Genomic DNA, 22,603 nt, shown 5'->3' with positions numbered 1-22,603 from the left:
AAGATCCCTACGGAGGAACATCGACCTGTGCGCGGGTTTCTTTAGCACCGATTTTCGATTTAAAAATTCCCCACCGTCCTACACCAAACGGAAAAAACTACTGTCAGAGGATTTTCTTGAATTTTAAGCAGTTGCGAAAATGCCTACAGTTAAATACTGTATGCACGTACAGCTTAATAAGGATAACTCCGTGGCCACTACCTCTGCCTCTCCTGACGCTTACGAACGCCTGGGTATGCGCGTTCAGAAAATCATCAATTCCCCCACCGCCCAGAAAGCCAAAGCTGCACTGATCTTCCGTCTTCCAGACGAACCCGTGGATGAGTGGGAGCGTTTGCTCGAAGAAATCGACGAGAACGACAACGTCACCCTCGCCCATCGCGACGATGGCGGTGTGCAGATTTTCTGGGTTGTGCCGAAGGAAGATTGAGTCAATGAGCATCCGCTGGCTTGCTTTGCTGTTTCTGCTCATCACCCTTGGCGCCCAGGCTGGCGCCCCACGCACCTTCAACGAAGCCAAGAAAGTCGCCTGGAAGCTGTACGCTCCGCAATCCACCGAGTTTTATTGCGGCTGCAAATACACCGGCAACCGTGTGAACCTCGCCGCCTGCGGTTATGTGCCACGCAAAAACGCCAAGCGCGCCTCACGCATCGAGTGGGAACACATTGTCCCGGCCTGGCAGATCGGCCATCAGCGTCAGTGCTGGCAACAAGGCGGTCGCAAGAACTGCACGCGCTACGACCCGACCTATCAAAAAGCCGAGGCCGACCTGCACAACCTGGTGCCAAGCATCGGCGAGGTGAATGGCGATCGGAGCAATTTCAGTTTCGGCTGGCTGCCCGTGCAATCGGGTCAATATGGCTCGTGCCTGACTCAGCTCGACTTCAAGGCGAAGAAGGTCATGCCCCGTCCTTCCATTCGCGGCATGATCGCCCGAACGTATTTCTACATGAGCAAGCAGTACGGCTTGCGCCTGTCGAAACAGGATCGGCAATTGTACGAAGCCTGGAACAAGACCTATCCGGTTCAGGCCTGGGAACGTCAGCGCAACCAGAGCGTGGCGTGCGTGATGGGCCGCGGCAACGAGTTTGTCGGGCCCGTAGACATGAAGGCCTGCGGCTAACCGGCTGCCAGGACTTTCTCCCGGCAGATTGCGCCCTCGCCGGGCGCACAAACAAAAACGCCCCGACCGAAGTCAGGGCGTTTTCATGTGCGGCTAAGGCTTAGCGCGGGAATGCTGGCGGGTTTACACCGGCCATGTCTTCCATCACGCGAACAACCTGGCAGCTGTAACCGAATTCGTTGTCGTACCAGACGTACAGAACAACGCGGTTGTCGTTGCAGATGGTCGCTTCAGCGTCCACTACGCCTGCGTGGCGCGAGCCCACGAAGTCAGTGGAAACCACTTCCTGCGAGTTGACGAAGTCGATTTGCTTATGCAGATCGGAGTGCAGCGCCATGTAGCGCAGGTACTCGTTCATCTCTTCGCGGGTGGTGGCTTTCTCAAGGTTCAGGTTGAGAATGGCCATCGACACGTTTGGCGTCGGAACGCGAATCGCGTTACCGGTCAGCTTGCCGGCCAGCTCAGGCAGCGCCTTGGCGGCAGCAGTGGCAGCACCGGTCTCGGTGATAACCATGTTCAACGCGGCGCTACGGCCACGACGATCGCCTTTGTGGAAGTTGTCGATCAGGTTCTGGTCGTTGGTGTACGAGTGAACCGTTTCAACGTGACCGTTGACGATGCCGAACTTGTCGTTGACGGCTTTCAGCACCGGCACGATGGCGTTGGTGGTGCAGGAAGCGGCGGAAACGATCTTGTCGTCAGCGGTGATTTCACCGTGGTTGATGCCGTGAACGATGTTCTTCAGCTTGCCTTTGCCAGGCGCGGTCAGAACAACGCGGTCGATACCCGGGCAGGCCAGGTGCTGGCCCAGGCCGTCGGCGTCACGCCATACACCGGTGTTGTCCACCAGCAGCGCGTTTTTGATGCCGTACTGGGTGTAGTCCACTTCAGTCGGGTTCTTCGCGTAGATAACCTGGATCAGGTTGCCGTTGGCGGTGATGGTGTTGTTGGCTTCATCGATGGTGATGGTGCCATTGAACGAACCGTGCACCGAGTCGCGACGCAGCAGGCTGGCACGTTTGACCAGATCGTTCTCGGCGCCCTTGCGGACAACGATGGCGCGCAGACGCAGGCCGTCGCCACCACCGGTTTTCTCGATCAGGATGCGCGCCAGCAGACGACCGATACGACCGAAGCCGTACAGCACAACGTCGGTGCCGGTACGGCCGGAACCATTCTGCTTGCCGACCACATCAGCCAGTTCGTCACGGACGAACGCTTCGGCGGTACGGCCATTGCCTTCGGCTTTGAATTTGACAGCCAGCTTGCCCAGATCTACCGAAGCAGCGCCGAGCTTGAGCTCGCTCATTGCCTTGAGCAGCGGGAATGTTTCGTGGACGGACAATTCGCTGTCATCGGACTGGCGATGGCGAGCAAAGCGGTGAGCTTTGAGAATCGCGATGACAGACTGGTTGATCAGACTGCGGCCATAGATCGAGCTCACCACGTTGTTATTGCGGTAGAGCTGACCGATAAGCGGAATCATCGCTTCTGCGAGTGCTTCACGGTCGATCCATTCACCAAGACACTGGTCGGGCTTCTGAGTCACGGGAACCTTCCACATGTAGGGGCAGAAAAAAGGGGCTACATTATGCCGCCGAGTCCCTCCCGTAGCAATGCGCGCCTGTCGCAGGAGCGGTAACAAAATTTCGTTCAAAAAAATCACGCCCCGCGCCAGCCCAGTAAATACGGGGCTTTCAGCACAGTCAAATTTTCGACGATAACGCCACAGTGTCCGTAACCCTCCGTAACACTGGGCGGTTTCGGCACTACATTTTCACTGTTAAAGCGCTAGTTTTTGTCATTACCACTACATTTTGCCCAGACTGTGTATATAGACACAGTCTGCAACTGACAGCCGGCACTCGAGACCGTTACAATTACCGACTTTGTCGCAACGCTTGGAGCTCAACCTTCCGTGCCCGTTCTGCGTCTACCGCTTCTCCCTGCCGCGGCAGGTAAACAGCACTGGGGCAACCTGCCCGGTGCCGCCTTGAGCCTGGCCATCGCCGAGGCCGCCAGCGCTGCCAAGCGCTTTACCCTGCTACTGACCGCCGACAGCCAGAGTGCCGAACGGCTGGAACAGGAGCTGAGTTTCTTCGCCCCGGATTTGCCTGTTCTGCACTTCCCCGACTGGGAAACCCTGCCCTACGACCTGTTCTCGCCACACCAGGACATCATCTCGCAACGCATCGCCAGCCTGTATCGGCTGCCGGAACTGGTGCACGGCGTGCTGGTGGTACCGATCACCACCGCCCTGCACCGTCTGGCGCCGACCAAATTCCTGCTCGGCAGCAGCCTGGTGCTGGATGTCGGCCAGAAACTCGATGTCGAGCAGATGCGCACCCGGCTTGAAGCTACCGGTTATCGCTACGTCGATACCGTTTACGAGCATGGCGAATTCACCGTGCGCGGCTCGCTGATCGATCTGTTCCCGATGGGCAGCAAGTTGCCTTATCGCATCGACCTGTTCGACGACGAAATCGAAACCCTGCGCACTTTCGATCCGGAAAACCAGCGTTCCATCGACAAAGTCGACTCGGTCAAGCTGTTACCGGCCAAGGAATTCCCGCTGCAGAAAGAAGCCGTGACCCGCTTCAAGGCGCGGTTTCGCGAGCGTTTCGATGTCGACTTCCGGCGCTGCCCGATTTTCCAGGATTTGAGCAGCGGGATTACACCGGCGGGTATCGAGTACTACTTGCCGCTGTTCTTCGAGGAAACCTCCACGCTGTTCGATTACCTGCCCCAGGACACGCAAGTGTTTTCCCTGCCGGGCATCGAACAGGCCGCGGAAAATTTCTGGAACGACGTGCGCAATCGCTATGAAGAGCGCCGCGTCGATCCGTCCCGTCCTTTATTGCCACCGGCCGAGTTGTTCCTGCCGGTGGAAGACTGCTTTGCGCGCCTGAAGAGCTGGCCCCGTGTGGTGGCCAGCCAACAAGACGTCGAAACCGGTGTCGGTCGCGAGCGCTTCCCGGCTCAGCCGCTACCGAACCTGGCCATCGAAGCCAAGGCCACTCAGCCGTTGGCGGCACTGGCCAGTTTCCTCGACGAATTCCCCGGCCGCGTGCTGTTTACCGCCGAGTCCGCGGGCCGTCGTGAAGTGCTGCTGGAATTGCTCGAACGCTTGAAGCTGCGACCGAAAACCGTCGACAGCTGGCCGGACTTTGTCGCCAGCAAAGAGCGCCTGGCGATCACCATTGCGCCGCTCGACGAAGGCCTGCTGCTGGACGCCCCAGCCCTGGCACTGGTTGCCGAAAGCCCATTGTTCGGTCAGCGCGTAATGCAGCGCCGTCGCCGCGAGAAACGCGCCGACGCCAACAACGATGCGGTGATCAAAAACCTCACCGAGCTGCGCGAAGGCGCGCCGGTGGTGCACATCGATCATGGTGTCGGCCGCTACCTGGGGCTGACGATCCTGGAAATCGACAATCAGGCCGCCGAGTTCCTGACCCTCGAATACGCCGAAGGCGCCAAGCTGTACGTGCCGGTGGCCAACCTGCACCTGATCGCTCGCTACACCGGCAGTGACGATGCCCTCGCGCCGCTGCACCGCCTCGGCTCCGAGACCTGGCAGAAAGCCAAGCGCAAAGCCGCCGAACAGGTGCGCGACGTAGCCGCCGAGTTGCTCGACATCTATGCCCGCCGCGCCGCTCGCGAGGGTTATGCCTTCGCCGACCCGAAAGCCGATTACGCGACCTTCAGCGCCGGTTTCCCGTTCGAAGAAACCCCGGACCAGCAAACCACCATCGAAGCGGTGCGCGAAGACATGCTCGCGCCGAAACCGATGGATCGCCTGGTCTGCGGCGACGTCGGTTTCGGCAAGACCGAAGTGGCTATGCGTGCGGCGTTCATCGCGGTACACGGCGGTCGTCAGGTGGCGATTCTGGTGCCGACCACCCTGCTCGCCCAGCAACACTACAACAGCTTCCGCGACCGCTTTGCCGACTGGCCGGTGACCGTGGAAGTGATGAGCCGCTTCAAGTCGGCCAAGGAAGTGAACGCCGCGGTTGCGGACCTGGCCGAAGGCAAGATCGACATCGTCATCGGCACACACAAGCTGCTGCAAGACGACGTAAAAATCAAAAACCTGGGGCTGGTGATCATCGACGAAGAACACCGTTTCGGTGTCCGTCAGAAAGAACAGCTCAAGGCACTGCGCAGTGAAGTCGACATCCTGACGCTGACCGCCACGCCAATTCCGCGCACGCTGAACATGGCGGTGTCGGGCATGCGTGACCTGTCGATCATCGCCACACCGCCGGCCCGTCGCTTGTCGGTGCGCACCTTCGTCATGGAGCAGAACAAGAGCACGGTCAAAGAGGCTCTGCTGCGTGAATTGCTGCGTGGCGGCCAGGTGTACTACCTGCACAACGATGTGAAGACCATCGAGAAATGCGCCGCCGACCTCGCCGAACTGGTGCCGGAAGCGCGGATCGGCATCGGCCACGGGCAGATGCGCGAACGTGAGCTCGAACAGGTGATGAGCGACTTCTACCACAAGCGTTTCAACGTGCTGATCGCCTCGACCATCATCGAGACCGGCATCGACGTACCGAGCGCCAACACCATCATCATCGAGCGCGCCGACAAGTTCGGCCTGGCCCAGTTGCACCAGTTGCGCGGCCGGGTCGGTCGCAGTCACCACCAGGCGTATGCTTACCTGCTGACACCGCCGCGCCAGCAGATCACTGCCGACGCGGAAAAACGCCTGGAAGCGATCGCCAATACCCAGGATCTCGGCGCGGGCTTCGTGCTCGCCACCAACGACCTGGAAATCCGTGGCGCCGGCGAACTGCTGGGCGACGGCCAGAGCGGGCAGATCCAGGCCGTGGGTTTCACGCTGTACATGGAAATGCTCGAGCGTGCAGTGAAGTCGATCCGCAAGGGCGAACAGCCGAACCTCGATCAACCGCTGGGCGGCGGTCCGGAAGTCAATCTGCGTGTACCGGCGTTGATTCCCGAAGACTACCTGCCGGACGTTCATGCCCGACTGATTCTCTACAAACGCATTGCCTCGGCCACCGATGAGGAAGGCCTCAAGGATCTGCAAGTGGAGATGATCGACCGCTTCGGCCTGTTGCCGGAACCGACCAAGAACCTGGTGCGGATCACGGCGCTGAAATTGCAGGCCGAACAGCTGGGCATCAAGAAAGTCGACGGCGGCCCGCAAGGCGGTCGGATCGAGTTCGCGGCACAGACCCCGGTCGACCCGCTGACACTGATCAAACTGATTCAGAGCCAACCCAAACGCTACAAGTTCGAAGGCGCCACGATGTTCAAATTCCTCGTACCGATGGAACGCCCGGAAGAACGCTTTAATACTGTAGAGGCGCTATTCGAGCGCCTCATTCCGACCACTGCTTGAAGGACGCCGCATGCGCCTGTTTCGCTCACTGACCTTGTTGATGACGTTGTTGATGTCGCTGCTCGCCTCGACCGCGTTTGCCGATGACCTGTATCAGGTTGAAATGATTCTGGTACGGCAAAACGCCGTGCCTGCCATCGTCAGCCGCGCCGCGCCAGAGGACTGGGCTGCCGGTGCCCAACGCATCAGCCCCGACAGCTTTCGTACGCCAAGCCTGAATGCCGAAGTGGAAAAACTCACCGCGAGCAACGAATACACGGTGTTGCTGCACAAGGCCTGGCAACAGAACCTGGGTGAAGAAGCCAGCAAAATCGCGATCAGCGAAGGCAAGGAACAGTTTGGCCAGTTCCCGATCGAAGGCACGTTGGGCCTGAAACTGGGGCGCTTCACTGACGTCGACGCCGACTTCTGGGTCAATAACATTGACGCCAATGGCATGGTTACCGCCAGCGAACGCCTGAAACAGGAAAGCCACACCAAGAACGGCCTGCTGAACTTCCTCGACAACGGCCACCTGGGCCTGTTGATCAAGATCACCTCGCTGACCGCCCCTGCGCCTCGGCCAGTCCCCGATGAAATTCCGGACTGATTGAAGCCCTTATGTCCTCCGCGACCCTGAGCAAACCCCTGGCAACATCCTGGGTCAGCCGATTCAAGGAACAGAGTCTGGAGCGTGGCCGTCGCTACGCACTGGAGAACCGCGTCAGGATCGTCGAAGCCGGCGACGCCACCATCACCGCCAGTTGCGAAGGCTCTGGCGGCAACGTTTACCGTCAGACCATTCGCCTGCGCGAGTCGGCCAAAGGCACCTTGCTGATGATCGACGCCACGTGCACCTGCCCGGTTCACAGCAACTGCAAACATTGCGCGGCGGTGTTGCTGCAAGTGCAGGAAACCCTCGCGTATCCGGCCGCCGCGAAAGACGCCGAACTGCTGGAAAAACTTCAGGCCGTACTGGAAAACCGTAGCCCGAAAGCGCCGCCGCAAGTGCTGGTGGACAACGTGCAACCGGTGCCGCGCCTGTGGCTGGCGAGCATCGAATTCAGTGCCTTCGAACCGCGCAACGGCAAGATGCAGCGTTACATTCAGCATCGCGCGGCGCTGTCCTTCAGCTATCTGGACGAGTACGTCAGCGGACAGAAAAACGCTGACATCCTGATTCGTCAGGAGACACAGACGCTGCGGATAAAACGTCACCCGGAAGTCGAACAGACCTACAGGGAACAGCTGCGGATCCTCGGTTTCAAAGTCGCCACCCGACAAAGCAAAGCCTTGCCGGAAAGTGCCGGCGAACTCTACGAGATGGTCAACGACAGCGCCTGGCTGACCTTCACCCTCAATGAGCTGCCGAAGTTGCGCACCCAAGGCTGGGAGTTGCAGATCGACGAGGATTTCGGCTTCGACCTGACCGCCGTGGACGACTGGTACGCCACCGTCGAGCAGGCACCGGAACGCGACTGGTTCGACCTGGAACTGGGGATCATCGTCAACGGCGAACGCCTGAGCCTGCTGCCGATCCTGTTGAACCTGATGCGCTCCCACACCGAAATCCTCAACCCGGAACGGCTCGCCCGACGTCGTGACGACGAACTGATCCTGGTGAACATTCCGCAACGCCGCAGCACCGACCAGGGCCCGTTGCAGGTCGCCCTGCCCTTCGGCCGCCTGAAACCGGTGCTGGCCACCCTCGGCGAGTTTTACCTGCAAGAGCCCGGCGAAACCACGCTGCGTCTGAGCAAGGCCGACGCCACGCGACTGAACCCGCTGGAAGGCCTGCCACTGCTCTGGGAAGGTGGCGAGCAGATCCGCACCTTTGCCCAGCGCCTGCGCGACATCAAGGACCACACCGCGGCCGCGCCGGAAGGCCTGAATGCCACCTTACGCCCGTATCAGCTGGAAGGCCTGAGCTGGATGCAATCGTTGCGACAACTGGAAGTCGGCGGGATTCTCGCGGACGACATGGGCCTGGGCAAAACCCTACAAACCTTGGCGCACATTCTCAGCGAGAAGAATGCCGGGCGCCTCGATCGGCCGTGCATGGTGGTCATGCCCACCAGCCTGATTCCCAACTGGCTCGATGAAGCAGCGCACTTCACGCCACAGCTTAAAGTGCTGGCGTTGTACGGCATCAGCCGCAAAAAGCATTTCGATAATCTGGCCGATTACGACTTGATCCTGACCACTTATGCACTGCTGCCCAAAGACGTCGAACGCCTGGCCGCACAGCCGTTGCACGTACTGGTGCTGGATGAAGCGCAGTACATCAAGAACCCTAATAGCAAGGCCGCCCACGCCGCCCGTGAGCTGAATGCTCGCCAGCGTTTGTGCCTGAGTGGCACGCCGCTGGAAAACCACTTGGGCGAGCTGTGGTCGCTGTTCCACTTCCTGCTGCCGGGCTGGCTCGGTGACGTGAAAAGCTTCAACCGCGATTACCGCGTGCCGATAGAAAAGCGTGCCAGTGAAGTCCGACTGCAACACCTGAACGGTCGGATCAAACCGTTCCTGCTGCGCCGGACCAAGGAACAAGTGGCCACCGAACTGCCGCCGAAAACCGAGATTGTCCATTGGGTCGAACTCAACGAAGCCCAGCGCGACGTGTACGAAACCATGCGCCTGGCCATGGACAAAAAAGTCCGCGACGAGATCACCCGCAAAGGCGTGGCGCGCAGCCAGATCATCATTCTTGAGGCGCTGTTGAAGCTGCGTCAGGTGTGCTGTGATTTGCGTCTGGTCAACGATGCCGCCCTGCCCGCTCGCGGCAGCACCTCCGGCAAACTCGATAGCCTGATGGAAATGCTTGAAGAGCTGTTCGAGGAAGGGCGGCGGATTTTGCTGTTCTCGCAGTTCACTTCAATGCTGTCGCTGATCGAGGACGAACTGAACAAACGCGGTGTGGCGTATGCGATCCTGACCGGCCAGACCCGTGACCGACGCACGCCGGTGAAGGAGTTCCAGAGCGGCAAGCGCCAGATCTTTCTGATCAGCCTGAAGGCTGGCGGTGTGGGTCTGAACCTGACCGAAGCCGATACGGTGATTCACTACGACCCTTGGTGGAACCCTGCGACGGAAAATCAGGCGACCGACCGCGCATATCGCATTGGTCAGGAGAAGCCGGTGTTCGTCTACAAGATGATTGCCAGGGGCACGGTGGAAGAGAAAATTCAGCATCTGCAGAAGGAAAAGTCCGATCTGGCCGCAGGCGTGCTGGATGGGCGCAAGACTGGGGACTGGAAGTTGCAGAGCGATGATATCGAGGCGTTGTTTGCGCCGTTGCCGGAAAAAATTGATAAGTAGCAGGGACAGTCAGATCGCCATTGCGAGCAAGCTTGCCCCCCACAGGGTGAGCATCCATCCTGCGGGAACTTGCTCGCGAAAACGGCCTTCTGGCCTCCATCGAACTCAGAGCTGCCAAACTTCTGGTCCGACAAAAAACGCCCGGGCATTATCCTCAAGACTCTCCAGGTGATATCCGCCTTCCTGCACAATCAGGCACGGCAACCCAAGACCGCGAATCCGCTCGCCCAGTCGCGCAAAGCCTTCACGGGTTACTGCCACTTTGCTTTGCGGGTCCAGCTCGAAAATATCGAACCCCAGGGACAGCACTAATACCTCGGCGCCAAAATCTTGCACCGCCGCCAACGCCACTTCAAGCTGTGCCAGAAAGTCCGCCTCACTCGCACCATGGGCCATCGGCAAGTTCAGATTGAACCCCTCTCCCGCCCCGACACCGCGCTCATCGCTGAACCCGGCAACCCCCGGATAGAAGTTGGTCGGATCGCCGTGCACCGAGACATACAGCACGTCATCGCGGTCGTAGAAAATCTCCTGGATTCCCTGCCCATGGTGCATGTCGGTGTCGAGCACCGCGACTCGCTCAAACCCGGCACGCAACACCTGAGCGGCCACCGCCGCATTGTTCACATAACAGAAACCACCCGCCGCTTCGGCCCGAGCGTGATGACCCGGCGGACGACACAAGGCATACGCGGCCGGCTCGCCATCGAGCAATGCCTGGGCGCCGGCAATCGCGCTTTGCGCCGACCAATAAGCCGAGCGCCAGGTCTGCTCACCCACCGGGCAACTGCCGTCCGCCAGATAACGCGCGGCCTGAGCGAGAACTCCGCGCAAGGCGTTGGGCTCGCGCACGAAGATGTTCGACATCACCTCATCGCCCCAATCCTCGGGGACTTCCTTCCAGCGCTGATGCGCTTCCTGCAAGAACGTCAGGTACGGCGCACCGTGCACCGCCAGCAGCGGAACAAGCCCGGCATCGGCCGGTTGCTCGACCGTAAAGCCCAACGCCTTTGACGCCTGCACCAGCCGTTGTGCGCGCTCGGGCACTTCCTGCGGCGTGCGCATCTGCCCGCGGGAGTAGTAGCTGCGCGGATGGTGGAGCAATTGTTCGGGATGGAAAAAACTGCGCATGGGGTTAATACCTGTCAGTTAATGTAGATCTTTTGCCCGGATGAACACTCTGTGGCGAGCGAGCTTGTGTGGCGAGGGGGCTTGCCCCCGTTCGGCTGCGTAGCAGTCGTAAACCCTATACATGTGGTTTGACTTTGAAATGCCGGGGGCGCTTCGCACCCCAACGGGGGCAAGCCCCCTCGCCACACTATCGCCGCCCGCCACAGGGGTCGTGTTTATTCAGCTTTGCCAGCGCGAGACAGCACGGCGTTCAGCAACACATCAGTGCCCTGACGCACATCTTCAGGCAGCACGTCTTCCGCTTCGTTATGGCTCAATCCGCCAACACAAGGAATGAACACCATCGCCGTCGGGCAGAACCGCGCCAGGTGAATCGCATCGTGCCCGGCACCGCTGACAATCGATTGTTGAGCGTAGCCCAGCGCATCCACCGCGTGCTGCACCGCCGCCACGCAATCGGCGTCGAACGGGGTCGCCGGGCTGATCCAGTGCGGGGTGATCGTCACCGTCAAACCGCGACCGTCGGCAATCGCCTGGAGCCGTGCGCGGACCTGCTGCTCCATGGCCTCGATGGCTTCGTCGCGGTGATGACGCAGGTCGACTGTGAAGTTCACCAGGCCCGGAATGGTGTTGCGCGACGACTTGTTGATGCTCAGCTCGCCAACCGTGGTCAGGCCTTCAGGGGCAAAATCCGTGGCCAAACCTTCAATTGCCTGAATCATCCGCGCCACGCCGTACAAGGCGTCCTTGCGCAACGGCATCGGCGTGGTGCCCGCGTGGGCGGCCATGCCTTCAACCCGTACGTCGAGCCAGCGAATCGCCTGACCACCGCTGACCACACCGATGCTCTTGGCGTTGTCTTCAAGGATCGGCCCTTGTTCGATGTGCGCTTCAAAGTACGCATCCACCGCCCCGCCCAACGGCCGCTCGCCGGCATAACCGGTGCGTTGCAGCGCCTCGGCAACGCTGATGCCATCCACGTCACGCACCGCCAATGCAGCGTCCAGTTCCATGATCCCGGTAAACACTGCCGAGCCGAACATCGCCGGGGTAAAACGCGCACCTTCTTCGTTGGTCCACACCGCTACTTCCAGCGGTTTACGGGTCTGGATGCCGAGGTCGTTGAGGCAACGGACCACTTCCAGACCGGCGAGCACACCATAGACGCCGTCAAAACGTCCGCCTTCAGGCTGGGTGTCGAGGTGACTGCCCATCATCACCGGCGCGGCATCCGGGTCGGTGCCGGCGCGGCGGGCGAACAGGTTGCCGATGGCATCCACGCTCAAGGTCATGCCAGCCTCGCGGCACCACTGGGAGAACAGCTCGCGACCGGCCTTGTCTTCATCGCTCAGCGCCAGACGGCAACTGCCGCCACGAGCCGTTGCACCGATTTCAGCCATGGCCATCAGGCTCGCCCACAGGCGTTCACCATTAATCTTCAACATGAGTCACTCCTGGAATTTTTTGATCAAACGCAGGCCATTTCCAAACGCTGAGCGCTGGCATGGCGACGGGCAATGGACAAGCCGATCAGAACAGCGGCAGGCTGTAGCTGACCACCAAGCGGTTCTGGTCCGCATCGCGTGACGCCTCACTGCGCGACACGCCATTGCGCCAACCCAGGGCAACGTTTTTCAACGGCCCGCTCTGGATCACGTAATCGACGCTCAGGTCCCGTTCCCACTCCTCTTGCTCAGGCCCGGCCGTCGTCCGGATCCCGCGCCCCGACAGGTACATCGCCGAGGCCTTGAGCCCTGGTAGGCCGAGGGCGGCGAAATCGTAGGTGTATTGGCCGAAACCGGTACGTTCTCCGGCGCGGGTAAAGTTCTGGATGTAACGGTCGGTCAGCAGGTAGACGCTCGCGCCCGCAGCTCCTTTATCCGGCAAACCACCCTGATTGAGCTGCACGAAGCCGCTGTCGCTGGACACCTGCTGATAACCGGCCATCAGCGCATGAGCGCCAATGCTCCAGGTGAACGCCAGGCTCCAGGTGTTGTTATCGATCTTGCCGTCGCCGTTCTGCGTATAGCCACTGGTGCGATAGCCGCTGGCCCGCCCGGCGGCCGAGTCATTGGCGCCGTCGGCGGTGGTCTTGAAGTAGCGCAGATCGGTTTTCAGCGCACCGAAATCCCCCAGTTTCAGGTTATGAACCAGGCCGGCGAAATGCTGTTGGTAATAGTCCTCGAGATTGGCGTAGTAGTACTGCGCCAGAAGCGCTTCGCTGACCTTGTAATCGGCACCGGCAAAATTGAACGCGTTGCTTTCCCGAGTACCGCCGGCCACGGCCAGGCCGGTGCTGTCGCTGGAGCCGCGACCCGTGGCGTGTTCAAGATGGCCACCGGTCAGGGTCAGGTGTTCGAAGTCATTGGAAACGATCTGCCCACCTTCGAACGTCTGTGGCAGCAACCGGCCGTCGTTGGCCTGCAAGATCGGCAACTTCGGCGTCAGGGTGCCGTAACGCATTTCAGTCTGGGCAACGCGCATCTTCGCCGTCGCACCGAAACGCGTCCATTGCTCGGCGGCGCCATTGCCATCGCTGGGGATCATCGAACTGCCGACATGGCGACCGTCACCGCTGTCCAGCCGAACACCCAACAAGCCGAGTGCATCAACGCCAAAGCCGACCGTGCCTTCGGTGTATCCCGACTGATAGTTGAGCATGAATCCCTGAGCCCACTCTTCGGTTCTGGAAGGACTCGCGGCGCCATCGCGATTGTCGTTATTGAAGTAAAAGTTGCGCATCCCGAGGGTCGCTTTACTGTCTTTAATAAAGTCCGCCATGCTCAACGGACTGAAAAGAGCACTGCCGATCGCAATCAGTGCCAACGGTTGTTTATTCATTGATTGAAGTTCCTGAGCCGCCAGCGGTCTGGCTGGCGACCGGTCATTAAGAGAGATTTATGCTCAAGACACTGGACACCGGCTCACCCGCCATCAGCCGGGTCAGCAGTTGCGGTTCTGCCCGGTCCGATGCCAGTGCGCGCTCGATGACGTCTTGCGCGGTGGCCGGATCGAGAAACAACACACCGTTGTCGTCCGCCAGCACCAGATCGCCGGGATGCACCGTGACACCGGCGCAGTGAATCGGCTGATTGATCTGGCTGTCACCACGGCCATGCAACTTGGTGGTCAGCAGGCTGGTGCCGCGAGCGAAGACCGGTAGCCCGGCTTCACGCAGTTCGAGCAAGTCGGTCACCGCGCCGTCCACCACAATGCCCACCGCACCCGCACAACTCGCCGCGCAACTGGTGACCGCGCCCACGGGGGCGTGTTGCCAGTCACCGTCAGTGTCGATCACCAACACATCGCCGGGCTGGATCAGCGCTAATGCCTGGTTGACCGCGATGGCGTCGGCGCCCACCAGTTTCAGGGTCAGCGCGCGGCCGACCAGTCTCACATTGGGCACCATGGCTCGCAGTTGTGAGTCGGCAAAACCCTGCTCGAGAAAATGCCCGAGGGTTGGAAAGCTCACCGCGTTGAGCTGCTCGATCAGCCGGGACTCATCCATGCTGCGGCTCCTTCGCAATCAGCTCGGCGACACAGTCGATTTCCAGCGACACGCCCCAAAGGGCCACGCAGACCGTGGTGCGAGCCGGCGGCGCATGGCCGAGGAACTCGCGATACACCGCGTTGAACGGCTCCAGTTGCGCGGGATCGGTGAGGTAGGCGTTAACCTTGATCACGTGGCTGAAGTCGGACCCGGCTTCAATCAGGATCGCCTCCAGATTGCGTAAGGTTTGCCGTACTTGTTCGGAGAAATCGGCGGGTTGGTCATAGAGCCCGCTCTGGGCCGGAATTTGCCCGGCGGTGAACACCAGGTGACCGCTGACCACCGCCTGGGAGTAAGGGCCGACCGGGCCGATAAAGCCTGGGGCTGACTGAATTCTGCGCATGTTGTTGAACTCCATTAATCAGGCGGCAGCCGATTTGACCGGTTTGCCGAGGGCTGGCTCGTCCGTCGGCACTGCCGTTGGGACGTCGCTGATGTCTCGCTTGAAGGTCTCGGTCAGCAACAACAGCGCTATCAGCGAAATCAACGCCGCGCCGATCATGTACCAGGCCACCGACGAACCTTTTCCGGTCGCCGCAAGCAATGCGGTGGTGACAATAGGTGTCGCGGCGCTGCCAAGCAGGCCGGACAACATGTAGCTGATGGACAATCCCGAATAACGCACACGCGTGCCGAACAGTTCGGCGAGGAACGTCGCGATCGGTCCGTAGTTGGCGGCGAACGCGGTCATCAACAGCAAGTAGCCGAAGATCACCAAGGGCAACTCTTTGGTGTCCATCAACCAGAACATCGGGAACGCCACCAAGGCTTCGGCGACGATGCCGGCGACAATAATCGGCTTGCGTCCGAAGCGGTCCGACAGCGCGCCAAACACCGGCAACATGACGATGCACCAGGCGCAGGACAACAGCACCACGCCGAGCATCACGCTACGGCTGAAGCCGAGATTCTGCGTGCCGTAGGTCAAGCCGAACGCGACGATGATGTTGAACGACGCACCGGTCGACATCGTAGCGATCCCGCCCAGTACCACTTGTTTCCAGTACTTGCGGAAGACTTCAGCCAGCGGCATTTTCACCTGGACTTCGGCTTCCTTGACCTTGTTGAAGGCCGGGGTTTCAGCGATGTTCAGGCGGATGTACAAGCCCACGGCGATCAGCAGCACGCTGGCCAGGAACGGAATGCGCCAGCCCCAGGCCAACAGGTCTTCAGGCGACAGCCACGCCGCGATCAGCAGGAAGGCCAGGTTGGCAATCATGGTCCCGGCCGGAACGCCGATCTGTACCCATGAACCGTACAAGCCGCGCTTGTTGGTCGGCGCATGTTCCACCGCCATCAGCACCGCCCCGCCCCACTCGCCGCCCAATGCCAGGCCTTGAATCACCCTTAACAGCAACAACAGGATCGGCGCCCAGATACCAATGGCCGCGTAGTTCGGTAGTAACCCGATCGCGAAAGTGGCGGCGCCCATGGTCAGCAGCGAAATCAGCAACATCGACTTGCGGCCCAAACGGTCACCGAAATGCCCGAACAAGGCAGCGCCGACGATCCGCGCCAGGTACGCCGAAGCAAAAGTACCAAAGGCCAGTAACGTGCCAATCAATGGCACGAAGTCCGGGAAGAACACTTTGTTGAACACCAGCGCCGAGGCGGTGGCGAAAACGAACAAGTCGTACCACTCCACCGTGGTGCCGATCACGCTGGCCACGGCCACTTTCTTCATGCTGATTGCAACTTCCGGCGGCGCGCCGGACTTTTCTACAGGCGATAGATCGCTCATCACTGTCTCCAGGAATTCTTCAAGAACTCGTTATTTAATTGTTTTTACTGGCAGTAAAACGTTTGATGTGAGGGATTGTTGTTATAACTCGCCCAACTAAGCGGGCGAGTTTGCAAGGCACTTTTTATTAATAACCCAGTGTTCTGTCCGCACAATTCAATAACGGCTCACCGGCATTTAAACGACGGAAACTCTCCGCTACTTGTTCGGCAATACAATCATGGGAGGCGGCCGACGCCATGTGCGGTGTGATAGTGACGCCGGGCATGTTCCAGAGGCGGTGATCGACCGGCAGCGGTTCTTGTTCGAAAACATCCAGCAAAGCACCGCGCAGTTTTCCTCGCTTGAGCGCTTGTTCGAGGTCATCAATGTTCAGATGACCGCCCCGGCCACAATTGACCAGCGCGGCGCCGTTGGCCAATCGCTCGAACGTTGCATTGCCGAGAATGCCGCGGGTTTCGCTGGTCAGCGGCAGCAGGTTGATCAGCAACTCCACACCGTCGAGAAAAGGATTGAATGCCTCGGCCCCGGCGAAGGTCTGCACGCCCGGCAAGTCCTTGCTGCGGCGAGCCCACCCGCGTACGTCGTAACCAGCGGCGGCCAGATCCTCGGCAATGGCGCTGCCCAACGAGCCAAGCCCCATCACCCCGACCTTGAACTGGCCCGCCGCCCGTTGCAGCGGGCGCTCCCAGCGCTGCTCCCGTTGTTGCTCCAGCACCCGATCAAAACCACGGTGATAGTGAATCACCGCCCAGCGCACATATTCGGTCATGCCTTGACGGTGACCGGGATCGACCACCCGGCATACCGGCAAATCCGGGCACGACGGGTCGTGCTCCAGGTGATCGATACCGGCGGCCACCGAGTGAATGACCTGCAGGTTCGGCAACGCGCCGAGGCTGCCCGGCAAGGGAAACCAGCACGCGGCAATCTGCGCGTTGACCGCTTGTGGATCATCGGCCAACACAGCCTTGAGTTGCGGCGCGCTGCGGGCAAACGCAGCCTGCAATTGCTTGAGCAGCAGACTGTCGCGGGACAGCAAAACCACGGTGTTGATGACGGTGTTCACGATAAGTAGGACTCGCGCTGGGATTCGATCAAGGTCAGAGCGGCCTCCCAGGCCAGGTCGATGATGTTGTCCTGTTCATCACGGTCAAACTGTTCGGCGGTGTGCGCACAGACTTCCGGAGACGGGTAATGCAGGGCCGAACCACCGGCCAGCGCCTGGACCTGTGCCTGACAGGCGCGTTCCAGGAAGTGAATCTCCTGAAACGCCTGAGCCACGCCGGAGCCGCCGACCAGCAGGCCATGATTGCGCAGGATCATCGCCCGGTGCGGTCCCAGGTCGGCAATCAAACGCTCGCGCTCATCCAGCGACAGGGCAATGCCTTCATAGGTGTGATACGCCAACTTGCCGTAGAACTTCAGCGCGTGCTGACTGATCGGCAACAAGCCGTGCTTCTGCGCGGCGACGGCCATGCCGGCGGCGGTGTGGGTGTGAATCACACAGTTGAGATCCGGGCGAGCCATGTGGATTGCCGAGTGAATCACAAAGCCTGCGGCATTGACCCGATGCCCTTCGTAGGCCGGATCGACCACTCGCCCTTCCTGATCGATACGCACCAGATCCGAGGCGCGCATGCGGTCGAAAATCACCCCGTAGCGGTTGATCAGAAAGTGATGCTCAGGCCCTGGAATCCGCAGGGTAATGTGGGTGTCGATCAGGTCGGTCATGCGAAAGTGCGCGACCAGGCGATACAGCGCGGCCAGTTCGCAACGGGCTTGCCATTCAACCGGACCGATGTGTTCAGGTTTACTCACGAATACACCTCTTTAGCAGCGTGGGTGACGACCGGGTTGGCGCGCAGGCGGGCCAGGCCGCAAACACCGATCAAGGACAGGGCCGACAGCAACGTGAAGAACACCGCCAATGGCAGCCACTGCCCGGAAAACTTGCTCGCCAGCAGCGTGCCGATCAGCGGCGTGGTGCCGCCGGCGAGCGCGCAACTCAACTGGTATGCGATGGAAATGCCCGAGTAGCGCAGGTGCACCGGGAACGCCTGGGTCATGTAACCGGCAATCACCGCGTACAGCGCCGAGAGGATCACCACCGCCAGGGCAATGCCGACGGTCATCAGCACAATGTTCTGCGTACTCACCAGCAGGAACATCGGATACGGCGTGACCATGCACAGCAGCGCGACGAGCTTGAGGAAACGGCCTTCGCCGATGCGCTCGGCGAGCAGTGCGGAAAGCGGTTGCGAGAGCAGTTGAATGACAGTCACCAGGAACAGGCAATCGAGGATCGTCGAGCGCGGGATACCCTGGTATTGGGTGACGTAAGTGATCATGAAGGTGTTGGTGAAGAAGAACCCGGCCGAACCGATGGTCACGGCTGCGGCAGCAAACAGGATCTGCCGCCAGCAGGTGCGGATCACGTCCTTCACCGGGTATTTCGCCGTTTCGTTGTTGTCCTTCGCCTTGGCGAATTCCGGAGACTCGTGGACGCCGGAACGAATCATCAGCCCAACCATCATCAGCACACCGCTGGCGAGAAACGGCAGACGCCAGCCCCAGGCGAGGAAGTCCTCCGGCTCAAGGGCGGTCACCAGACGAAAGGCGATCAAAGCCAGCAACAAACCGGCCGGACTGCCGAGCTGGGCGAACGAGGCGTAAAAGGTTTTGCGCTTGGCCGGCGCATGTTCGCTGGCCATCAACACCGCCCCGCCCCACTCGCCGCCGACCGAAATACCCTGGATCAACCGCAGCACAATCAGGCCAATCGGAGCCCAGATGCCGGCGCTGGCGTAGCTCGGCAACATGCCGATGCCGGCGGTGGCCAGCCCCATCAGGGCCATGGTCACCAGCAACATTTTCTTGCGGCCCAGACGATCGCCCAAATGTCCGAAAACCATACCGGCCATGGGACGGGCGATGAAGCCAACGGCGAAACCGCCGAAGGCTGCCAACGTGCTCATCACTGGGTCGCTGCTGGGAAAGAACACTTGCCCGAGCACCAGCGCCGCCGCCGTGGCGTAGATGTAAAAGTCGTAGAACTCAATGGTCGTGCCAATGAAAGCTGCGGCCGCGGCTCGTCGCGGTTGGGGAGTAGTGTGCATGCAAGGACCCTGTGTATTTATAGTTTTGGGCAGGTACTGAAGGCTGGTTACGGTTGCACTCTGTGGCGCTTGTGGGCTTTATCGCTTCCGTGCCAGGATTAGTCAATTTTCATATTCTTATCTGTACTATTAGCACTGCTACTACATGGGGTTTTTATGTCCTCCACCTCCAACCCGTGGGTCGGCCGCCGCTTTCTGAATGACCGTCTCGACTGGAACCTGCTGCGCACTTATCTGGTGATCGGTCAGGAAGGCAGCATGAGTCGGGCTGCCGCGCGGCTGCACATCACCCAGTCGGCGGTCAGCCAGGCTTTGAAGCGTCTGGAAGAACAACTGGAATGTGTGTTGATCGCCCGCAGTGGGCGACGGTTCGATCTGACGGAAACCGGGGAAGAAGTCCTGCGCATTGCAACGGACATTTACGGCGATATTTCGCGCTTGGGAACGGTGCTGGAGAGTCGGCACGACGACGTGGTGGGCAAGATTCGCATCCTCACCGTCAGCGGCGTGCAAGCACGGCACTACGATGAGTTCCTCGCCGATTTCCATGAAACCCACCCGAAAATCGAGCTGGAAGTCGAGGTGATGGGCAGTTCGAACATCATCAGTTCGCTGCTGCAAAAGACCGCGACCATCGGCGTCGGATTGTGCCGTTTACCGCAGCCGCGACTGGAACAGCGGGTATTGTTTCGCGAGCGTTATGCGTACTTTTGCGGGCAGCGTCATCGACTTTTCGGACAAGAGAATCTGACCCTGGAACAGCTCGCTGCAGAGAATTTCGTCAGCTTCACCAGCGATCAGCTCGGCGGCAACCTTTCCCCCCTGACCCTGTTTCGCGACCAGCAAGGCTTTACCGGCAAGATCGTTGCGTCATCTACCAGTTTCGAAGAGATTTACCGCTTGATCTGCGCAGGGTTTGGTATCGGGTGTCTGCCGACTCATCTGGTGCGCAGGGATGTCGAGCAAGGTTTGCTCTGGCGTTTGCCGCCGGAAGATGGCGTGGTGGATTTCGATATCCAGCTGTTGTGGAATCGCGAGCAGAAGATGAGTCAGGCCGAAACCGTGTTCCTGGAAAGCTTCCAGCACATGCTCAGCATTCGTGAGCCTGTGCTGTGAAGCCTTGATCCTTAAACGTGAGGGTCGCCCGGGGCTTTGCTCGGCGCGGCGTATTGCGGCTTCAGGTGGCCGCCCTGATCGAGTAGCCAGGCATCCATGATCTGCCGCACCACAGGGCCGGCAACGCGACCACCGGCCTCGCCGTTTTCGATCATCACCGAGATGACAATCTTCGGATGTTCGGCCGGGGCAAAACCGACGAACAACGCATTGTCGCGGTTACGCTCAAGGGTTTTCGCCCGGTTGTAGCGCTCACCCTGCTTGATCGCCACCACTTGCGCGGTGCCACTTTTGCCGGCAATGCGGTACTGCGCGCCCTCCGCCGCCGCTCGGGCAATCCCGCGGGCGTCGTGCATGACCATCTGCATGCCGTGGTTGACCTGCTCCCAGTCACGCGGATCCTTGAGCAGGATGTTCGGCATCGGATGTTCGTCCACCGGCGCGACACCGTCCACGGTCTTGGCCAAATGCGGACGATTCCACACGCCTTTGTTGGCAATCAGCGCGGTGGCCTGGGCCAGTTGCAGAGGGGTGACCTGCATGTAGCCTTGGCCAATGCCGAGGATCACTGTCTCGCCGGGGAACCATGCCTGTCGCCGCGTGGCGCGCTTCCAGGCCTGAGACGGCATCAGACCGGGAGACTCTTCGAACATGTCCAGCGAGACCTTCTCGCCAAGGCCGAACATCGCCATGTAGTCGTGCAGGCGGTCGATGCCCAGCTTGTGGGCCAGATCGTAGAAGTAGGTGTCGTTGGAGCGCATGATCGCCGTGTCCATGTTCACCCAGCCATCACCACTGTGGTTCCAGTTACGGTACTTATGATCGAAATCCGGTAACTGGTAATAGCCCGGATCGAAGACGCGGGTCTGCGGGGTGACCACCCCGGCGTCGAGGCCAGCGATCGCCACTTCCGGCTTGATGGTCGAGCCCGGCGCGTAGAGCCCGCGCAGCACGCGGTTGAACAGCGGCCGGTCGATGGAATCGTGCAACGCCGCGTATTCCTTGAAGCTGATGCCCGTCACAAACAGGTTCGGGTCGAAGCTTGGCTTGCTGACCATGGCCAATACTTCGCCGGTCGACGGATCGAGAGCGACCACCGAGCCACGGCGATCGCCCAACGCCTCCTCGGCGGCTTCCTGAAGTTTGACGTCGAGGCTCAGGACGATGTTTTTGCCAGGGATCGGATCGGTGTGCTTGAGCACTCGCAACACGCGACCCTGGGCATTGGTTTCGACTTCTTCGTAACCCACGTGGCCGTGCAATTCTGATTCGTAGAATTTCTCGATACCGGTTTTGCCAATGGATTGGGTGCCACGGTATTCCACCGTGTCCAGGGCTTTGGATTCTTTTTCGTTAATGCGACCGACGTAGCCGATCGAATGGGCAAAGTGCGCGCCCATGGGGTAGTGGCGAACGAACTGTGGCTCTACATCGATTCCGGGCAGACGGAACTCGTTGACGGCGAGTACGGCTATCTGTTCTTCGCTGAGCTCATAGAACAGCGTGACCGGGACGAAGGGGTGCCTGGCCTGCTTCATCGCCTTGTCAAACAGCGTGCGGTCCTCAGCCGGCAGGTGCAGGAGGTTGACCACTTCATCCAGCTCGCTTTTGACATCAGAAGCGCGTTCGCGGGTGATGGTCAAGTTGAAACTGGGCCGGTTGTCTGCCAGCACCACGCCATTGCGGTCGTAGATCAGCCCACGAGTTGGAGTGATCGGCAGGACATGGACGCGGTTGTTTTCGGAGATCGTCGAGTGATAGTCGAACTCGACAACCTGCAGGACGTACATGCGCACCACCAGCGCGCAACTAATGGCGGCGACGAACAAGGCGCAGGCCATCAGTCTTTTGTTGACCAGGCGCGTCTCTTTTTCGTGGTCCTTGATCGGTATCGGTTCGGGCATTTCTGCAGCAACTCTTTGACTAAAAACGGGAGTACCGATCCGTAGGCTTGCAGTCAGTCCATTGAAACGAGCTGCACCATACCAAAAACGACGTGGTTTTTAGCGCGCTCTGCCGAAGTTTCACGAACGATGCGACCGTTACCAGGGATGGCTATCGGCTAGCCCTTTATTGCCAAAGCACTTTCCTGCGGGCAAAACAAAACCCCTACCTGCATACGCAGATAGGGGTTTCGGAATTTAATCTTGACGATGACCT

The 22,603-nt window shown here is 60.0% G+C and carries 17 protein-coding genes; 6 read left to right on the top strand and 11 right to left on the bottom strand.

Annotated elements, in window-relative coordinates; all coding sequences use genetic code 11:
• The first annotated feature begins 139 nt into the window (after nt 1-139).
• Together AC1RO5_RS26055 and AC1RO5_RS26050 are read left to right on the top strand one after the other, a co-directional pair.
• A complete protein-coding gene (locus tag AC1RO5_RS26055) occupies nt 140-430 on the top strand; it encodes a DUF1654 domain-containing protein (protein WP_007940214.1) in 291 nt (96 codons plus the stop codon).
• A 4-nt stretch (nt 431-434) separates the two neighbouring features.
• Nucleotides 435-1,124 (top strand): endonuclease, encoded by a 690-nt coding sequence (locus AC1RO5_RS26050; RefSeq protein WP_493178442.1) that lies wholly within the window; start codon nt 435-437, stop codon nt 1,122-1,124.
• A gap of 100 nt (nt 1,125-1,224) precedes the next feature.
• Here AC1RO5_RS26050 and AC1RO5_RS26045 read toward each other — a convergent pair whose 3' ends face one another.
• Entirely contained in the window at nt 1,225-2,688 is a 1,464-nt protein-coding gene (locus AC1RO5_RS26045; RefSeq protein WP_253426155.1) for a glyceraldehyde-3-phosphate dehydrogenase, read from the bottom strand.
• A 354-nt stretch (nt 2,689-3,042) separates the two neighbouring features.
• Between AC1RO5_RS26045 and mfd the strand changes: the two genes are divergently transcribed.
• Genes mfd through AC1RO5_RS26030 form a run of 3 tightly spaced genes read left to right on the top strand, consistent with a single transcriptional unit; the run spans nt 3,043 to nt 9,786 of the window.
• On the top strand, nt 3,043-6,492 hold the full coding sequence (gene mfd / locus AC1RO5_RS26040) for a transcription-repair coupling factor (protein ID WP_493178441.1): 3,450 nt from the start codon (nt 3,043-3,045) through the stop codon (nt 6,490-6,492).
• A gap of 10 nt (nt 6,493-6,502) precedes the next feature.
• The gene (locus AC1RO5_RS26035; protein ID WP_493178439.1) at nt 6,503-7,081 is read left to right on the top strand and encodes a CsiV family protein; all 579 of its coding nucleotides are present in this window, start codon (nt 6,503-6,505) and stop codon (nt 7,079-7,081) included.
• 11 nt (nt 7,082-7,092) lie between these two features.
• Nucleotides 7,093-9,786 (top strand): SNF2-related protein, encoded by a 2,694-nt coding sequence (locus AC1RO5_RS26030; RefSeq protein ID WP_493178436.1) that lies wholly within the window; start codon nt 7,093-7,095, stop codon nt 9,784-9,786.
• 105 nt (nt 9,787-9,891) lie between these two features.
• Here the strand turns inward: AC1RO5_RS26030 and AC1RO5_RS26025 are convergent, their stop codons facing one another.
• The 9 genes from AC1RO5_RS26025 to AC1RO5_RS25985 form a co-directional block, all read right to left on the bottom strand.
• Complete coding sequence (locus tag AC1RO5_RS26025) at nt 9,892-10,917, bottom strand: histone deacetylase family protein (RefSeq protein ID WP_493178435.1); 1,026 nt, start codon at nt 10,915-10,917, stop codon at nt 9,892-9,894.
• Between the two features lie 215 nt (nt 10,918-11,132).
• Nucleotides 11,133-12,362: a Zn-dependent hydrolase gene (locus tag AC1RO5_RS26020; RefSeq protein WP_493178432.1), complete on the bottom strand. Its 1,230-nt coding sequence runs from the start codon at nt 12,360-12,362 to the stop codon at nt 11,133-11,135.
• A gap of 85 nt (nt 12,363-12,447) precedes the next feature.
• Nucleotides 12,448-13,758 carry an OprD family porin gene (locus AC1RO5_RS26015; protein WP_493178431.1) on the bottom strand — a complete coding sequence of 437 codons (1,311 nt, stop codon included), beginning with the start codon at nt 13,756-13,758 and terminating at the stop codon, nt 12,448-12,450.
• Between the two features lie 46 nt (nt 13,759-13,804).
• Complete coding sequence (locus AC1RO5_RS26010; protein WP_413695812.1) at nt 13,805-14,425, bottom strand: RraA family protein; 621 nt, start codon at nt 14,423-14,425, stop codon at nt 13,805-13,807.
• Nucleotides 14,418-14,810, bottom strand: coding sequence for a RidA family protein (locus AC1RO5_RS26005; RefSeq protein ID WP_493178430.1), 393 nt, complete (start codon nt 14,808-14,810; stop codon nt 14,418-14,420). Before AC1RO5_RS26005 ends, AC1RO5_RS26010 begins: the two co-directional genes overlap by 8 nt.
• Before the next feature lie 18 nt (nt 14,811-14,828).
• Entirely contained in the window at nt 14,829-16,208 is a 1,380-nt protein-coding gene (locus tag AC1RO5_RS26000) for an MFS transporter (RefSeq protein ID WP_493178428.1), read from the bottom strand.
• 127 nt (nt 16,209-16,335) lie between these two features.
• The gene (locus AC1RO5_RS25995) at nt 16,336-17,277 is read right to left on the bottom strand and encodes a 2-hydroxyacid dehydrogenase (protein WP_493178427.1); all 942 of its coding nucleotides are present in this window, start codon (nt 17,275-17,277) and stop codon (nt 16,336-16,338) included.
• Complete coding sequence (locus AC1RO5_RS25990) at nt 17,274-18,029, bottom strand: class II aldolase/adducin family protein (protein WP_007940199.1); 756 nt, start codon at nt 18,027-18,029, stop codon at nt 17,274-17,276. Before AC1RO5_RS25990 ends, AC1RO5_RS25995 begins: the two co-directional genes overlap by 4 nt.
• Entirely contained in the window at nt 18,026-19,327 is a 1,302-nt protein-coding gene (locus tag AC1RO5_RS25985) for an MFS transporter (RefSeq protein ID WP_493178425.1), read from the bottom strand. The genes AC1RO5_RS25990 and AC1RO5_RS25985 overlap by 4 nt, the downstream gene beginning before the upstream one ends.
• A gap of 156 nt (nt 19,328-19,483) precedes the next feature.
• On the opposite strand from AC1RO5_RS25985, the gene AC1RO5_RS25980 reads away from it, so the two are divergent.
• On the top strand, nt 19,484-20,443 hold the full coding sequence (locus tag AC1RO5_RS25980) for a LysR family transcriptional regulator (RefSeq protein ID WP_493178424.1): 960 nt from the start codon (nt 19,484-19,486) through the stop codon (nt 20,441-20,443).
• Between the two features lie 11 nt (nt 20,444-20,454).
• On the opposite strand, the gene mrdA is transcribed toward AC1RO5_RS25980, so the two are convergent.
• The gene (mrdA, locus tag AC1RO5_RS25975) at nt 20,455-22,347 is read right to left on the bottom strand and encodes a penicillin-binding protein 2 (RefSeq protein WP_493178423.1); all 1,893 of its coding nucleotides are present in this window, start codon (nt 22,345-22,347) and stop codon (nt 20,455-20,457) included.
• Nucleotides 22,348-22,603 lie beyond the last annotated feature (256 nt).

Source organism: Pseudomonas sp. GW822-FHT02G04 (assembly GCF_058802085.1).
This window is presented reverse-complemented; position numbering and strand designations above follow the sequence as displayed.

Coding starts and splice junctions, on each gene's coding strand:
- AC1RO5_RS25985 (WP_493178425.1), bottom strand. CDS start 19,327: ATGCACACTACTCCCCAACCGCGACGAGCCGCGGCCGCAGCTTTCATT.
- AC1RO5_RS26000 (WP_493178428.1), bottom strand. CDS start 16,208: ATGAGCGATCTATCGCCTGTAGAAAAGTCCGGCGCGCCGCCGGAAGTT.
- AC1RO5_RS26030 (WP_493178436.1), top strand. CDS start 7,093: ATGTCCTCCGCGACCCTGAGCAAACCCCTGGCAACATCCTGGGTCAGC.
- AC1RO5_RS25980 (WP_493178424.1), top strand. CDS start 19,484: ATGTCCTCCACCTCCAACCCGTGGGTCGGCCGCCGCTTTCTGAATGAC.
- AC1RO5_RS26020 (WP_493178432.1), bottom strand. CDS start 12,362: ATGTTGAAGATTAATGGTGAACGCCTGTGGGCGAGCCTGATGGCCATG.
- AC1RO5_RS26025 (WP_493178435.1), bottom strand. CDS start 10,917: ATGCGCAGTTTTTTCCATCCCGAACAATTGCTCCACCATCCGCGCAGC.
- AC1RO5_RS26010 (WP_413695812.1), bottom strand. CDS start 14,425: ATGGATGAGTCCCGGCTGATCGAGCAGCTCAACGCGGTGAGCTTTCCA.
- AC1RO5_RS26050 (WP_493178442.1), top strand. CDS start 435: ATGAGCATCCGCTGGCTTGCTTTGCTGTTTCTGCTCATCACCCTTGGC.
- AC1RO5_RS26005 (WP_493178430.1), bottom strand. CDS start 14,810: ATGCGCAGAATTCAGTCAGCCCCAGGCTTTATCGGCCCGGTCGGCCCT.
- mrdA (WP_493178423.1), bottom strand. CDS start 22,347: ATGCCCGAACCGATACCGATCAAGGACCACGAAAAAGAGACGCGCCTG.
- AC1RO5_RS26035 (WP_493178439.1), top strand. CDS start 6,503: ATGCGCCTGTTTCGCTCACTGACCTTGTTGATGACGTTGTTGATGTCG.
- AC1RO5_RS26015 (WP_493178431.1), bottom strand. CDS start 13,758: ATGAATAAACAACCGTTGGCACTGATTGCGATCGGCAGTGCTCTTTTC.
- AC1RO5_RS26045 (WP_253426155.1), bottom strand. CDS start 2,688: ATGTGGAAGGTTCCCGTGACTCAGAAGCCCGACCAGTGTCTTGGTGAA.
- AC1RO5_RS26055 (WP_007940214.1), top strand. CDS start 140: ATGCCTACAGTTAAATACTGTATGCACGTACAGCTTAATAAGGATAAC.